This window comes from Glaciimonas immobilis (genome assembly GCF_011947285.1).
Classification (GTDB): Bacteria; Pseudomonadota; Gammaproteobacteria; order Burkholderiales; family Burkholderiaceae_D; genus Glaciimonas; species Glaciimonas immobilis.
The window spans coordinates 161,028-176,634 of record NZ_JAAOZT010000017.1 but is presented as its reverse complement, the minus strand read 5'-3'; the positions used below and the strand labels follow the sequence as shown (position 1 = coordinate 176,634).

14 protein-coding genes are annotated in these 15,607 nt (G+C 53.1%); 7 read left to right on the top strand and 7 right to left on the bottom strand.

Features of this window, described 5'->3' with window-relative positions:
* Positions 1 to 737: 737 nt before the first annotated feature.
* Genes HAV38_RS20655 through HAV38_RS20630 form a run of 6 tightly spaced genes read left to right on the top strand, consistent with a single transcriptional unit; the run spans position 738 to position 5,920 of the window.
* On the top strand, positions 738 to 1,817 hold the full coding sequence (locus HAV38_RS20655; RefSeq protein ID WP_168057281.1) for an amidohydrolase family protein: 1,080 nt from the start codon (positions 738 to 740) through the stop codon (positions 1,815 to 1,817).
* Positions 1,814 to 2,695, top strand: coding sequence for a fumarylacetoacetate hydrolase family protein (locus HAV38_RS20650; RefSeq protein ID WP_168057280.1), 882 nt, complete (start codon positions 1,814 to 1,816; stop codon positions 2,693 to 2,695). The genes HAV38_RS20655 and HAV38_RS20650 overlap by 4 nt, the downstream gene beginning before the upstream one ends.
* 14 nt (positions 2,696 to 2,709) lie before the next feature.
* Complete coding sequence (locus HAV38_RS20645; RefSeq protein ID WP_184013453.1) at positions 2,710 to 3,612, top strand: 3-hydroxyacyl-CoA dehydrogenase; 903 nt, start codon at positions 2,710 to 2,712, stop codon at positions 3,610 to 3,612.
* Positions 3,609 to 4,796 (top strand): thiolase family protein, encoded by a 1,188-nt coding sequence (locus tag HAV38_RS20640; protein WP_168057279.1) that lies wholly within the window; start codon positions 3,609 to 3,611, stop codon positions 4,794 to 4,796. Before HAV38_RS20645 ends, HAV38_RS20640 begins: the two co-directional genes overlap by 4 nt.
* A 14-nt stretch (positions 4,797 to 4,810) precedes the next feature.
* Positions 4,811 to 5,335 (top strand): carboxymuconolactone decarboxylase family protein, encoded by a 525-nt coding sequence (locus HAV38_RS20635; protein ID WP_168057278.1) that lies wholly within the window; start codon positions 4,811 to 4,813, stop codon positions 5,333 to 5,335.
* Positions 5,336 to 5,356: 21 nt separating this feature from the next.
* Positions 5,357 to 5,920, top strand: coding sequence for a glutathione peroxidase (locus HAV38_RS20630; RefSeq protein ID WP_168057277.1), 564 nt, complete (start codon positions 5,357 to 5,359; stop codon positions 5,918 to 5,920).
* Positions 5,921 to 5,981: 61 nt separating this feature from the next.
* Here HAV38_RS20630 and HAV38_RS20625 read toward each other — a convergent pair whose 3' ends face one another.
* The 4 genes from HAV38_RS20625 to HAV38_RS20610 form a co-directional block, all read right to left on the bottom strand.
* Positions 5,982 to 7,106: an acyl-CoA dehydrogenase family protein gene (locus HAV38_RS20625; protein WP_168057276.1), complete on the bottom strand. Its 1,125-nt coding sequence runs from the start codon at positions 7,104 to 7,106 to the stop codon at positions 5,982 to 5,984.
* Positions 7,107 to 7,233: 127 nt separating this feature from the next.
* Positions 7,234 to 8,034, bottom strand: coding sequence for a crotonase/enoyl-CoA hydratase family protein (locus HAV38_RS20620; protein ID WP_168057275.1), 801 nt, complete (start codon positions 8,032 to 8,034; stop codon positions 7,234 to 7,236).
* Positions 8,031 to 9,125, bottom strand: coding sequence for an acyl-CoA dehydrogenase family protein (locus tag HAV38_RS20615; protein ID WP_168057274.1), 1,095 nt, complete (start codon positions 9,123 to 9,125; stop codon positions 8,031 to 8,033). Before HAV38_RS20615 ends, HAV38_RS20620 begins: the two co-directional genes overlap by 4 nt.
* Entirely contained in the window at positions 9,125 to 10,285 is a 1,161-nt protein-coding gene (locus HAV38_RS20610) for an acyl-CoA dehydrogenase family protein (protein WP_168057273.1), read from the bottom strand. The genes HAV38_RS20615 and HAV38_RS20610 overlap by 1 nt, the downstream gene beginning before the upstream one ends.
* A gap of 153 nt (positions 10,286 to 10,438) precedes the next feature.
* Here HAV38_RS20610 and HAV38_RS20605 point away from each other — a divergent pair, with 153 nt between their 5' ends.
* A complete protein-coding gene (locus HAV38_RS20605) occupies positions 10,439 to 10,849 on the top strand; it encodes a hypothetical protein (RefSeq protein ID WP_168057272.1) in 411 nt (136 codons plus the stop codon).
* Positions 10,850 to 10,901: 52 nt separating this feature from the next.
* On the opposite strand, the gene HAV38_RS20600 is transcribed toward HAV38_RS20605, so the two are convergent.
* From HAV38_RS20600 to HAV38_RS20590, 3 genes are all read right to left on the bottom strand, one after another.
* A complete protein-coding gene (locus HAV38_RS20600) occupies positions 10,902 to 12,209 on the bottom strand; it encodes an amidohydrolase family protein (protein ID WP_168057271.1) in 1,308 nt (435 codons plus the stop codon).
* A 493-nt stretch (positions 12,210 to 12,702) separates the two neighbouring features.
* A complete protein-coding gene (locus tag HAV38_RS20595) occupies positions 12,703 to 13,632 on the bottom strand; it encodes an IclR family transcriptional regulator (protein WP_245182490.1) in 930 nt (309 codons plus the stop codon).
* Positions 13,633 to 13,902: 270 nt separating this feature from the next.
* On the bottom strand, positions 13,903 to 15,204 hold the full coding sequence (locus HAV38_RS20590) for a cytochrome P450 (protein ID WP_168057270.1): 1,302 nt from the start codon (positions 15,202 to 15,204) through the stop codon (positions 13,903 to 13,905).
* Positions 15,205 to 15,607: the final 403 nt, after the last annotated feature.

Sequence of the window (15,607 nt, the reverse complement as noted above, 5' to 3'; positions counted from 1 at the left end):
TTTGAGCGCCAGCGAGTTGGTATTTCGACCCGACTGATGGCTAAAACGCTTGGGGACCCGAAGGGCAGCGTCGTTGCGGTCGCCTTTTTTTTGGTTACTTATTTTTGGCGAGACAAAAAAAAGTAACTGGCTGTCGGGCCACCCCCGACCAGCATCCACGGAGCACTAACCATTTTAGCTATCGATCAACCGAACTAACCAAATAGCTTGCAATAAACCATAGAATCTCAGACATGTATTCCGACAATTCCCGACTGACAGCCGAAATAACGGGCAACACCTATGACGGGGTAGGTCAACAGCCAATTCAACGATAACCGCAACCGCAACATCACAGTCAACTTCTACAGCCTCTAAGGACTGTGGATTCAGCAGGCCTAGTTAAATCCCTCGGTACGAATCAGATATTCGCGAGTCTTGCATAAGGCTAGCCGGATTCGTTCGTGGTTGTGATTGTCATTTCGACCATATTTCCGCTATCAGCGCGAGTCTCAAAAACCTTCCTTAAAAACATAAACCAAATATATGTTCAAATACTTGTTAAACATATTTGCATTTTATGACTAATTAACGGTATAGTGCTCTCAAGCCTCCTTTGGGCTAATTGTCGAACATAACGTGCAGATGTGTCCAATCGGTGAGGGTGGTGCGGTGCCACGCCATGCCATGCTTTGCTCCCGACCATTTACTTTTTGCTTCGACGCACTGTTCTCTAACTAGCAGAGGTTCACAAGATTATGCTGATCGATCTACACGCGCACGCGCCACATCCTGGTTATTACAACCAACACCCGCACTGGGGCCCATTTTTTGAACAGCACGCTGACGGCGACATTAAACTGCGCGTTGGTGACTGGATTCTGGGCTTGGGTTCGCCTGAGCGTAAAGCTTCGGTACGCTCCGGTAACGGTCCGAAACTTGCCGATTATCTGGCGCGTTGGGCTGATCCTAAGACCCGTTTAGCAGGTATGGACGCGGCGGGACAAAACTTGCAAGTAGTGTCAGTGCCATCGCATTGCTACATGTACTGGACTGAAGAAGAATTCGCGGTGCCATTTGCGCGTAAGGTCAATGACGTCTTGGCGGAATATTGTTCCCAGGCGCCAGATCGGTTGATGTTCTGGGCGCATGCGCCTTTGAACGCGCCGGAAGCGGCAGCGATTGAACTGCGTCGTGCCTGTACCGAACTCGGTGCAAAAGGCCTGGTTGCCGGTGGTGCGAATTTCGGTGGTCTTGAATTTGATTCGCCAGAACTTGACGTCGTATGGAAGACATTGTGCGATCTTGACTTGCCAATGTTTATCCATGGTTACAACCAGTCGGTTACCTGGGGCAAGAAAGCCAACGAAGATCGCTATGAAACAACGGCTATCGTCGGTATGCAGTACGACGAGACACGTTGCTTTTGGAACCTGATTTGCGGCGGCGTTTTGGATCGCTTCCCGGACCTCAAAATTTACATTACCCACGGCGGCGGATACGTTCCTTACCAGCTTGGTCGTCTGGCTAAGACCAACGAAAATCTGGATGTGAAGTACAACAAAAAACCGTTGCTCTCTTACATGAAGAATTTTTACTTCGACGTGGAATTGCACGAAGTGCCGATGCGTCAGGCGATGGTCGATATCATCGGTGCCGATCGTATTCTTTATGGTAGTAACTTCGGTGGTAGCGATGCAGTACGTCACGATTTGACCGATGGCCTGAAATTGACATCGACAGAACTGGACAAAATCCGCTGGAAAAATGCTTGCGAGTTGTTGCATCTTGATCCAGCTAAAATCGGTAGTGTTACACCAGCGGTAAAAGCAGCATGAAGCTGGCCCGATGCACGGACGGCGGTGCGCCGTTTTGGGCGCTAGTCGATACGGGCGCGGGCACGGTGAAGCCCATCGCTGGCGAGTTCAGCGACTGGGCACCGCGTATTACACGCGGTGATGGCGAATCGGCGCTCAGCTTCTCTGGTGCCGGGCGTCTGTTGTCGGAGGTGCGTTTATTACCGCCAATTGAACGCGTAAATCGCGTCGTCATCGCTGGCGCAAACTATGCCAAACATCTGGTGGAATTCGGCCTGAAGCCGCCTTCGCAACCAGTCGCATTTTTAAAGGCCTACGGCGCGCTGATTGGTGCCTACGATCCAATTCGCTACCCACCACTGACGGATGAACTCGACCATGAAGTTGAACTGGTTGCGGTCATCGGCGCAACAAGCGTGAATCTGGACGATCCGCTGTCCAGCGTCTTGGGATACACCGTTGGCAACGATGTCAGCGCACGTGATTTGCAACGCAGCGGCGCAGCAGGTATCGGTATGGATTTGTTTGCGGCCAAGAGCCAGGACCAGACTACCGGCGTCGGTCCATGGATCGTTACGCGTGACGAGTTTCCGCCAGGTTCTCCAAAATTAGGCCTCACTCTTCGCGTTAACGGAGAAATACGTCAGGACAGCAATACCTCAGAGATGACGTGGGATGTCGGTCAGCTCATATGCTTTGTAGACGAGCGTTCACGATTTTCTTGCGGCGATATTTTATTTACCGGTTCGCCTGCGGGTGTCGGCATGGGAACGGGATTGTTTTTACATCCGGGCGATGTAGTTGAAGCTGCTGTCGAAGGTATCGGCGTCCTTAAAAATATTGTCAGCGAGAAGTCCCCACGCAAGGGCGATCCTGCATCCACCAACGCGCAAAAATAAGTAGAAAGAACATCATGAATCCAAAGCAGGAAAAAGTTGTCATCGTTGGTAGTGGACTGATGGGCACCGGCATTGCCCACGCGTTTTCCAGTTCCGGTTATCGGACGGTGTTGGTTGATTCCAACGTTGAAGCGTTGGCACGTGCGGAACAAGCCATCAGCAAGATATTTTCTGACGGTATCAAACTTGGCAAGATCGATCCAGCCGCCGCAGCTGCAGCCGCAGCGCGACTGACGACTAGTTCGGATTTGCTCAGCGCGGCAAGTGGCGCAGCGTTATTGGTAGAAACCGTAACAGAAAAGCTGGAAATCAAAAAAGCCGTGATCGCCATGGCCCTGCCAGCACTGGCGGCGGACGCGATTATTGCGACCAATACCTCCGCACTCAGCGTGACAGAAATCGCCGCCAGCGTGCCCGGTCCTGAACGCGTCATCGGTATGCACTTCTTTAATCCGGTGCATAAAATGAAGCTGGTTGAACTGGTCCGCGGCATCGCTACCAGTGACGAAACGGTTGCGCGCACACGTGCATTTTGCGATGCGATTAACAAGAGCTCAATCATTGTCAACGAATCTCCGGGATTGACTACCAGCCGTATGTCAGCACTGCTGGGCAACGAAGCGATGTACATGCTGCAAGAAGGTACCGCCAGCGCTGAAGATATCGATACCGCGTTACGCATGGGCTTTAACCATCCGATGGGACCGCTTGAACTGGGCGATCTGACCGGTTGGGATACCCGTTTAAATGTACTGCGTTATCTGCACCAGACACTAGGCGAAAAATTCCGTCCGTGTCCACTGATCATCAAAATGGTCGCTGCCGGACGTTTCGGACGTAAGACCGGTCACGGTGTCTATAGATATGTTGACGGTCAATGCGTACCAAATTCAGGTTTGAAGGCGAGCGCCTTATGATTGATGTCGTTATCGTTGAAGCCGTCCGCACTCCGGTCGGTCGCTTTCGCGGAAGTTTAGCGGGCGTGCGCGCCGACCATCTCGGCTCCGTGGTTATTCAGGAACTGGTCAAGCGCACCGGCATTGACGCGTCGCTCATCGATGACGTAATTTTCGGTTGCGTGACCCAAGTCGGCGAGCAATCCGGCAACATTGCCCGCACCGCGTTATTAAGCGCCGGATGGCCGGTAACCATCCCCGGCCTGACACTGGACCGTAAGTGCGGGTCCGGCGAAGTTGCAGTGCATTCAGCGTTCGGTGCGATTAGTTGCGGTGCTGCTGACATCGTTGTTGCAGGCGGCGCTGAAAACATGTCACGCGTACCGATGGGCGGCAACCGCGATGTCCACGGCGAAGTATTCGGCTGGATGGCGAGCGAACGTTACGATCTGGTCAGTCAAGGTGAAGCCGCAGAACGTATCGTGGATAAGTGGAATTTAACCCGCAATGATCTCGACACCTTTGCGATGGAAAGTCATCGCCGTGCTGCAGTTGCCGCCGAGGCAGGTTGGTTTGAGAAAGAAATCGTGCCCGTGCCGGTCAGTGATTTGCGCGAACACGCTCTCAATCTTGAGGGTGCAATTCCGGCAGCAGACTTTGTCCGCGATGAAACTATCCGTCCCGACACCCGTCTGGAAAAGCTCGCCACACTGAAGACCAGTTTTCGTCCCGAAGGCGGTCGCGTTACCGCCGGAAATGCTTCGCAAATTTCGGATGGCGCGGCGGCACTGTTGGTGATGTCAGCGGATAAGGCAAAGAGTCTTGGTCTTAAGGCCCGCGCCCGCATAGTTGCCGTCACAACGGTTGGATCCGATCCTACTCTGATGCTGACAGGTCCGATTGCAGCAACGCGGAAGGTACTGGAAAAAGCTGGACTGACGTTGGATGATATTGACCTGTTTGAGGTGAATGAAGCTTTTGCACCGGTGCCGTTGATCTGGATGCGTGAGCTAGGCGTGTCGCATGATCGTATGAATGTCAACGGTGGTGCCATTGCGTTAGGCCACCCACTGGGCGCAAGCGGCGCACGCATCATGACCAGTCTGCTGCACGAGCTGGAACGTCGTAAGACCCGGTATGGCTTGCAAACCATTTGCTGTGCCGGTGGGATGGGTACTGCGACTATTATCGAAAGACTAGCGTAACTTCAGGGGATTCTGTGTCGCATATTCCACCGATTCCGCTAGCAGACTTGCCGCAGCCATTGCGTGATGCAGTGGCGCGCGGCACCGCTACCCGAATGCTCAGTTCGACCGTCCCCGTGCGGGTGTGGGGACATCGCCCGGCTGCTGCCCTTGCGTGGCTCAATACACTCGACCAGTTTCACAACCACGGCCTGCTCGATAGTCGTTTGCGTGAACTGGTACGTCTGCGTATCGCAGCGATTACCACTTGCAAAGCGTGCCAGCTGGGCCGCAAATCGGACGATGTTAACGACGACGACATCGCCTGTCTGGCCAGCGATAATGCGCGTTTTAGCGTCCGGGAGCAAGCTGCACTGCGGTATGCGGAATTGTTCGCCGGAGACTATACTGCGATTGACGAAGCGATTTTCGCTGAACTCGGTAAATGGTTTTCGGTGCCGGAAGTGGTTGAGCTAAATATGTTTTGTGCGTTGATGCTCGCTGGTGGCCGGATGACCTACGTGCAGCAGGCTTATGAAGAAACCATCCCCATTAAATGACGTGTAGAAAGTAGTAAACAGATGAGCACACTACCCCTTGAAACAAACATTCCACAGATTCCACTCCAGCGTCCAGATGGCACTTTTGCGACACTATCCGACTATCTCGGCCAGGTAGTGCTGGTGGTGAACGTTGCCTCCAAATGCGGATTGACCCCACAATATGCCGGACTTGAATCCCTGTACAAAGAAAAACGCGAAGCGGGACTAACGGTTTTGGCTTTTCCTGCCGGGAATTTCCGCGATCAGGAATTAGACAGTGACACAGAAATTTCAGCATTTTGTACGCTTAACTATGGCGTAAGTTTTCCGATATTTTCTAAGATATCCGTCGCCGGTGCTGATCAGCATCCGTTGTACGCCGGATTGACGCATGCATTACCACAAGCATTGGCTGCCGATGAGTTTGTCACCATGATGCAGAAACATAATCTGCATCTGGCGTCAGAGCCGGAGCTATTGTGGAACTTTGAGAAGTTTTTGATTAGTCGACAAGGTGAAGTAGTCGGTCGCTTTGCGCCGCACATCGGGGTTGAAGACCCCCGCTTAGCACAAGCAATTGAAGCTGAGTTGGCAAAAGCGTAACAACCTCCCGGAGCGGCCGATTGTTACACACTGATTGTCACACGGCCGTTTTGGTTTGCTCTTATAGACTACGGCTGATAATTTCTTTCATGATCTCTGACGTGCCGCCATAGATACGCGCTACCCGCGCATCCAGCCATGCCCGGCTGATCTTGTACTCGCTCATGAAGCCGTAGCCACCGTGCAGTTGCAATAGCTCGTCCAGCAATTTGCCTTGCATTTCGGAACCATTCAGTTTCACCATAGCGGCGACTTCCGCGGTAAGTTCCCCGCACATTGCCAATCGCAAACTATCGTCAACGAACGCCCGCAACATGGTGGCCTGCGCTTTGACTTCTGCTAATTTGAAGCGGGTATTTTGATATTCGAGCAGGGATTTTCCGAATACTTTACGTTCGCGCGTGTAGACGATCGTTTCTTCCAGCAACGCATGCACCGATTCAGCGGCACGCAGGCCGATGATCAAGCGTTCCCACGCAAGCTGATGCGACAGGTATTGAAATCCCAGGTTTTCTTCGCCAATCCGGTGGGATGCAGGCACACGCACATTATCAAAAAATAGCTCCGAAGTATCTTGTCCCTTGAGGCCAATTTTTTGCAGAAGCTTACCTTTGGAAAATCCCTCACGGTCGGTTTCGACGCAAAATAATGTCAGGTCTTTTGACGCCGGATCGAGCTTGGTAACCACCACCGCAAGGTCAGCATTGCCGCCGTTGGTGATAAATGTTTTTTGTCCTGAGATTAGATAGTCGTCGCCGTCGCGTCGTGCGCTGGTGCGAATTGAGCGCAGATCGCTGCCAGCACCCGGTTCGCTCATGGCAATCACGGCGATCATTTCACCGCTGACCATTTTTGGTAGCCAGTTGTTTTTTTGTTCGTCGGTACCGTAGGCGACGATATAATTCGCGACGATTTCCGAGTGGGTGGTAAAGCCTACTGCGGTGGCATTTGCCCGCGCCAATTCTTCAATCAGTATCGCGGAGTGGCCGTAGTCGCCACCAGCGCCGCCGTATTCTTCGGCGACGGTAACGCACAGCAAGCCAGCCGCACCGGCTTTTAACCATAGCGACTTGGGAACGATACCGTCTTCCTCCCATTGGGCGTGGTGTGGGACGATCTCTTTGTCGACAAAACGCCTAACTTGATCACGGAAGGATTCATGGTCTTCACGAAAAACGCTGCGCATTGGTAATCCCTTAAAGGTAGAAAAAGCCTTTGGATAAGCGTTTGAATCGGCTTATCCAACAGGCTTAAAGATTAGATTTGGATGAAGTGCTGCATCAACTTGATTTATTTACTGACCGGATGAAGGCTTATTTACCGGTATATTCCGGGGCGCGCTTTTCAATGAAAGCTGCAACCGCTTCATGGTGATCTTCGGTGTAATGGGCCAGCGCCTGAAAAGACGCCGACAATTCCAGCAAAGAATCGAGACGCATGTGCTGGCCTTCACGCAACAGACGCTTGGTCATGCGCAGCGCGTGTGATGGATTGGCGGCGATGCGGCGTGCCAGCTTCATGGCTTCTTCTTCCAGTGCTGCGGCAGGCACAACATCGGCAACCAGTCCCCATGCCAGCGCTTTGGCAGCGTCTATCGTGTCGCCGGTAAAGGCCATCAGACTTGCGCGCGGCATGCCAACTATCCGCGGCAGTAGCCATGCACCACCATCGCCCGGCACGATTCCAAGGCGGACAAAACTCTCCGCGAACAGCGCATTGTCGCCAGCGATGCGGATATCGCACATGCAGGCCAGATCAAGACCCGCACCGATAGCCGGACCGTTGACGGCGGCAATGACCGGGACGTCCAGTTCGTACAACGCGAGCGGAATGGTCTGGATGCCGTTGCGATAATTTTCACGTAGTTCATATGGCGATCCGCCGAATATACCGCCGCGCTCGCGCATGTCTTTGATATTGCCGCCAGCACAAAATGCGTTGGCGGTGCCGGTCAGGATAACAACCTTGACCGAGCGGTCACGTTTTAGTTGGGCGCAGAGATCGACAAACTCCTGCATTTGTTCCGGATCGGACAGCGCATTGCGGGTCTCGGGCCGGTTCATGCGCACTGTAAGAATGGCGTCGCTACGTTCTGTGACTAAAAATGGGGTCATGATAGTTCTCCTGAAGGCGTGGTTTTTTGTACCGGATTATTCTCGGCCTCAAGTTTAGCGCTTGTGATTGCAGGCCAGAAGCGGTGTGCACCGTTAGCGCAAACTTCGCGCCCGATACGCTGCGCCCAAAACGTCTGCGATCCAAACTCGCTACGCCATGACCATAACCGTTGCGTCACCAGATGCAGCGCATGTTCATGGGTAATACCAATAGCGCCGTGGATGGCGTGGACGGTATCGGCAGCGATACTGGCGGCCTCGGATGCGCATACTTTAGCCGCCATTAAAGGCAATAGCGCAAGCTGGTCACCGGACTCGGCAAATGCCGCTTCTGAAGCGACCATCGCATTGGCGGTGTGCTCGGCAAGAATGGCAAGCCGGTGTTGAATCGCCTGAAAATTGGCGATAGGGCGTCCGAACTGACTGCGTTCGGTAGCGTAACGGGAGGTCATTTCCAGCGCTGCCTGTAACGCGCCTGCGATTTGAGCGGAGCGCAACATCGCGCCGCCTAATAGCAAGATATCTGCAGGAAGGTCGCTCGGTAACGCTGCAAAGGCAAGCGGTTGCGCGGCGTTAAACCTGAGATCGTCGCGCGGCTCATCAGCCATGTTCAGGCGCAGGTTCGCTAGCGTTGCATCTTTGACGTTGAGGACCACGATTTGCGAAGGCAGGTCACCCGTCCCCGCAACGACGGCGACTACTTGCGCTACATGCCGTCCCCAAGGGACTTCCTGCAACTGGCCGGTGACTTTGCCGTCGGCAAACACCAGCGTGTTGGCGGCCGCAAAGGAGAGCGGCCCGGAGATCGCGTCCAGTCCAGAACGGCCTAATAACCAGTTTGCGAGTAAAGCCTCCGGCAGAGGTGCGGGGACTGTGTAGCGTCCGGCTGCACGCACGACGACATATAAATCGTTCCAGCTTGCATCGCTGCCACCCAATGATTCAGGTGCGGGAGCGACGCTAAAACCAGACTCTTCGATTGCTGCCCATAGTTGGGTTGGCCATTCGCCAGCCTTCCGGGCAAGAAGGGATGCCGGCGTAACGATATCGCCAAAAATCCGCTGTACGGTAGATTCAAATAGTTGACGCATTATCTTAACCCCAGTCCGCGTGCAATGATGCCGCGCAAGATTTCGCGTGTACCGCCGCGTAGTGAAAAAGAAGGTGCCGACTGGATCAGGTAGGCGAGCACTTGTGCATAGTCGGAGCCGCCATCCACGCTAGGAACAGTCTCTAGCAATAGATGGGCAAGTTCGGGGATTTCCTGCTCCAGCGTCGTGCCGAGATCTTTCACGCAGGATGCGGCCCATGCTGGGTTTTCGCCCGCGGCGAGTTGTGCGGTGACGGACAACGACATATTGCGCAAACTCATCATGCGGGCCGTGATGCGGCCGATTTCTCTGGCCTGCAACGCGTCTGGTGTCGGTCCTACCGCGTCGATTAACGCATGGACCAGCGCGATGCTGCTGAGGAAGCGTTCGGGACCGCTGCGTTCGAATGCGAGTTCGGCAGTGCATTGATCCCAGCCTTTGCCCTCAGCGCCGATTAAGGCGTCAGCTTCTAGCACGACATCATCAAAAAATACTTCATTGAAGTGTTCGCTGCCGACCAGATCGCGGATTGGTCGAATGGTGATTCCCGGCAGGCGCAGATCAACGATGAATTGCGACATGCCTTCGTGACGGCTGGATTTTTTATCGCCGTCGCCCTGGCTGGTGCGTACCAGCGCGATCATGTAATGCGAGTGTTGGGCGTTGGTGGTCCAGAGTTTCTGGCCGTTCAGCACCCAGCGCTCGCCGTCGCGTACTGCACGCGTTTTGATTGAGGCTAAATCGGAGCCTGAATTTGGTTCGCTCATGCCGATGCAAAAATAGCTTTCGCCGCGGCAGATTGGGGGTAAGTAAAACTGCTTTTGTTCCTCGGTACCGAAGTGCAAAATTTGTTGTGCGCTTTGGCGGTCGGCGATCCAGTGGGCTGAGACCGGTGCGCCTGCCGCTAGTAGTTCTTCGACTACGACGTAGCGGGCAAAAGGGCCGACATCGGAGCCGCCATACTGGGTGGGGATTGCCATGCCGATCCAGCCGCGTTGTGCCATTTTGCGGCTGAAGGAGGGATCGAATCCCATCCAGGATTGGGCGCGCATCAGGGGAGGGTAGTCGGCTACGGTTTCTTTTAGAAAGCTGCGGACGTCGGCGCGGAGCTTATCGGCTTCGGGGGGGATTCTGCTGTATTGGAACTGGTTAATGGGCATGGATTTACCGTTCGTTTTTTGGGGAGAATCTGAATGTTATAGGGGCTATGCGTTTGCTGGTTGCTGCGGTTGGTTGCCGCTTGCTACAAAGCCCGCAATACGGAATGTGTTTTGCGGGTTGGTTGTAGATGGCTGACTGGCTTACTGATTCAATTGATCGTTTATTCGATAACTGACACGGTTGGCGCTCCGTGGATGCTGGTCGGGGGCGGCCCGACACCCGGTCACTTTCTTTTGCTTCGCCAAAAGAAGAGTAACCAAAGAAAAGGCGACCGCAGAGGCGTCGCCCGCCGTTGGCGGGTCCCCGATTATTTCGACTATCAGTCGGGTCGAAATACCAACTCGCTACGCTCAAACATGTATTCCGACAATTCCCGACTGACAGCCGAAATAACCGGCAACGCCTATGACGGGGTAGGTCAACTTCAAATTCAAATTCAAATTCAAATTCAAATTCAAATTCAAATTCAAATTCAAATTCAAATTCAACTTCAACTTCAACTTCAACTTCAACTTCAACTTCAACTTCAACAGCCTTTATGGTTGATGGGGGCCAGTTCTTAACTGACTCCCGTCAACCATAAAGTGCTGACTCCGGTGAGGGAGTCAGCTTTTATTACAGTGCTGAACCAGCGTCTGCTTCTGCGAACATTTTGTTGATGTCACCGGAGGTGACTGGTTTGGTTGGGTCGCGTTCTGGTGCTGCGCCGCCCATGCCTAGTGCTGGTTCGATGCTGACGTGGGTTGCTTGTGCACGTAAGGCGCCTACTGTGCAGTTCTCGCGGCCCAGGATGGCGAATGGGTCGTAGGAAAATTCACGCATGGCGTTTAGGTGGGTCAGCTTGTTGATCACTTCATCGCTTAGATGGCGTGACTGCTCAAAGAAGACTTGGGATGAATCTGGCCAGGTGCAGTCGGAGTGCGGGTAATCGCATTCCCACATTGCCATTTCAACGTTGATCGAATCCAGATTCTTCAGGCCGAACTGGTCTTCAATGAAGCAGGTGATGATGTGCTTGTTGAAGATGTCGCTAGGCATTTTGTCGCCGAAGTTGGAATTGGTCCAGGCGTTGTGGTGACGGTGCGTAAAGTCTGCACGTTCGAGCAAATACGGAATCCAACCAATACCGCCTTCTGATAGTGCCATTTTCAATGTTGGGAATTTCTTCCACATCGGGGCCCAGATCCAGTCGGCTGCCGAGTTCGAAATCGAAATCGGCATTGATGTAATCCATGCGTCAATCGGCGATTCGTCGGACGCGTGTGCGGCCTTTGTACCGGTACCGATATGGCAGCAGATGACGACGTTATTGTCGGCGCAAGCTTTCCAGAACGGATCCCAGTAGTCGTTATGAATCGATGGAAAACCGTGCACGCTAGGATTGTCCGAGAACGACACAGCATGGACGCCTTGCGCTGCCATCCGCTTGACTTCGGCGGCGGCGGCTTGCATGTCCCACCAAGGGGCAATCATCAACGGGATAAAGCGGCCTGGGGCTGCGTTACACCAGTCTTGCAGATGCCAGTCGTTGTAGGCCTGAATTGCTGCCAGCGACACACCGCGGTCTGGAAGAGTTTGAAAACGCTGACCTGCGAAACCTGGGAAAGTAGGGAAACACATCGATCCAAGGACGCCATTGGCGCTCATGTCGTCAACCCGCGCCTTGATGTCCCATGTGCCGCGACGCATGTGTTCGTACGACAGAGGTTCCATGCCGTATTCTTCTTTTGGGCGACCGACTACGGAGTTAAGACCCATGTAACCGGTAATGCGCTCTTCGAATTCCCAGACATCGCGACCGCTCTTTTTTACTACCTTCGGCTCACGGCCTTTGTATTTAGCTGGCATATGACGGCTAAACGCATTTGGCGGCTCAATGGCATGATCGTCAACGCTGACGAGTATCAGGTCTTCCTGGTTCATAACATCCTCAAAATTTGTTTGCCACGCGAGGGCGTGACACGAGATTTGATCTTAGAGGATTTGAAATTGTTTGTAAACATAAAATTAAACATAAAACGAAAATATGTTTATAAACTATTGGCCGTGAAACGCGTTGTCTTAACGGGAAAATATTAGCAGTCGCGGTCCGATTCAGGGCTTGCCAAACGGCTTAAACTGAGGAGGAACTACTAATTTTTAGCAGGGGAATGTGGGAGGGAGCACGTGCGGGCGGGGCGCCAAAGCGCTCCATCAAAAGCATAAGAAGCGACGCAAATATCCGTCTTGCAGCGCAATAAAATTTATACATTTATTTAAAAATTGTACTTATTGACCGCTGGTTGATATGGAGTGAACGGGGTGGCTTTAAGGCCGTTGAACGCAGTCTCATGCAACAACTGTTTGCCGCAGCGAAATAATCCGGCGGCATTCAGCTTAGAGAAGTGAAACAGAATCGAACTAATAAGAAAGTCTTTTAAAACAGCGTGTTTGTGAGTTTTGCGCCAAGCGCATTTAATGCATACCCCAGAGTTGTAATTTGTTCGGCGCTGTATTGGTTGCGGAACATAAATGCCGATACTGTGAACGCCAGCAAGCCTGCTGCGTCATGCACCGGTGCGGCAAGCACTGTGATGCCACGGGCAAAGGTGCCGTCATCGATAGCGTAGCCGCGTTCTCGGGCTTCTTCGACCTGGTGCCAATAGGTCTCAAACGATAACGGTTCGGCCCAGCGGATATTGTCAAAGGCCTCGCGCACTGCGATCTTGCCCAGGTCTGGCTGCCCCGCAAAAATGCGTCCGCTGGCACCCATAATGTAGGGCAGGCGCTGACCTTCGGCCATGTCAATGCGCAGGTTGGTCGGGCTAAGCGCGGCGCTGACCAGAACAATCCGGTCAATCCCAATGGGCCGCCACAGCGTTACCGTGACTTCAAAGCGGGCCGCAAATTCACGCATTAATGGCTTGGCTGCCTCAATCCGTTGCCCCTGCGTGACGAACTGGCCGACCAGTTTGGACAGGCCGAAGCCGGGGGTATAAGTCTTGGACAAGACATCAAATGCCGCAACGTCTTCTGACACAAGCGTGCGCAGGATATTGAAGCAGGTACTCTGATTGATGCCGAGATGGCGGGCGATGTCTACGGCGCGCGCCGGTTCGCCGCTCATGGTCAGATAGCGCAGAATGTGCAGCGCATTGATGACCGGCTTCACCATCGTCATGCCGCTACTCGCCTTGGATTCTTTAGCGTCGGCGATATCGTCGTCATCGGTGTGCATGCTGATCTCGGAGATAGATGCATTAACAGCGGTATTAACAGCGGCATTAACAGAGGCATTAACAGACGCACCAACTGCGCCGACGAGGGCTGGTTTGCGCGGCTTGGCAAGTGGACTGACTTGTTTCATTCGGTAGGTCTGCTTGGGATCGTGGGATCGTGGAATTAGGGCCGTGTCGATGCATTATCGCAAAGACGCAGAAGTGCCTACTATTCTATATTGAAAATAGCATTCCGATATAAGCTTTTGTGATGGTGCGTGCTGTGTGTCTTTTTTATGGCGTAAAGACAACGCAGTTCAGGCTAAAACGCGATGATTCTTAAATATGTTGCGCGCCAAAGTTTCAAACTGTTGGCGCGCGCAGATTGCTGGCTACAACTGACTCCTCATCCCTTCACGTCACTGCGGCGTCCACACAACATGAACCGCTTCGGGGCCGCGCAATTGAATGCCACGAATAACAGGGCGTGGATAATCAGGATCAAAGCGCAGGTCGGGCATCATGTCGAGCATCGCGTTCAGAGCGACTTCTATTTCTGCCTTGGCGATGAACAGGCCGACGCACATGTGCGGGCCAAATCCAAAGCCGAACGCCATACGTGTGGTGCGGTCGATATTGAAGGTGTCGCCATCCTCAAATACCTCGTCATCGCGATTGGCCGAAGCTACGCAAAGAGATAATAGCGATCCCTTGGGAATAGCGATGCCCTGAAACACGCTATCGTTCTGGACCTCGCGTACCTTAAAGGTCGCTACCGGCTCGTAACGCACGGATTCATCGATGGCCTTTGATATCAGGCTGCGATCGGCGCGGATGCGTTCCAAAAGTTCGGGACGCTCCAGTAACAGCGTCATTAACGTGGAGAAAGTACGCGTGGTGGTTTCGGCAGCGGCTGGTAGCAGCATGCGGGTAAACATCGTGATCTGATGATCGGTGAGCGAGCTTCCTTCAAAGCTGGAACGGATCAGGCGACTAATCAGGTCATCGCCATCCAGGCCAGCGGCGCGGCGTGCCTGGACAATTTTCAAAGTGCTGTCGTACAGCTCTTTTGCAGCGACCATCGCCGCCTTTTTTGCTTCTGGATCGGGAGAAATGCCGCCAAGTATGCGCAGCGCCGCCGACGCGAACTTGGACAGCGACTCTGGCTCATTGGGAAATCCCATCAGGTCGTAAATCACCCGAATTGGGAACATCAACGCCATATCTGCCACCAGTTCGGCTTTGCCGCGACTGACCAGCGGTGCCACAAACTCCTCACGAATAACCGGTTGAATGCGGTTTAAACGCCAATTCTTCAAAACGTCCGGGGCAAAGCATGGTTGGAGCAAGCCTCGGGCTTGCCGATGCGCATCGCCGTCCATTGCCGTCAGCGCAAAACCGTCCATGAAGGAAGCCATGCCAGTTTCCATCAGGAAGCCACTGCTAAAGTTTTTGGCGTCCTTCAAAACCGACATAACATCGTGATAGCGGAACAGCGTGTATACCGGACGAGGCTTTTGCATCGTGGTAAAGGTTACCGAACCGAATTCGGTCACGATATCGCCAACCATGACAGGCATGTTGGCCCGGCGTTCGCGATAGATAGGGAAAGGATTGTCAACATTGCCACTAAACGTAGCACTCACCCGCGCAAAGTCATCGCCTACGCTATCCGAACGTTTTGCATCTGCGGCCACCGTTGTGGTTGCTGTCTGTGACATGCGTGTCTCCTGAAATGATTTTAGATAGAGGTGTGGCTGTAGCCGCGGTATCGGCTATGGCGTTAGCCAAAGATAAATACAGTGGAAATAGTTGAACACTTATCGATATTATGACTCATAATAGAACTGGGAGTACATATTAAATAAATCAAATATCTTGGTTGTAAGTCAGTTTTTGGCGCGATTAAGGTGATGCGTGTCTTAGTTAGTATCTTACTTAGGTCACCGTTTAAGTCCTGCCAGCTCAGCGTTGATCAGGGCGCATCCATATAGCTGATCAAAAGCGCATTGACAGATTAAATGTGAAGAGATGATCGGGGGAGGATTGCGCCCGGTAAGCAACAGAAATCCCGCAGGATGCCCATCCGGCAAACTGTAAACTGTGTATCAATTTTATTGACAC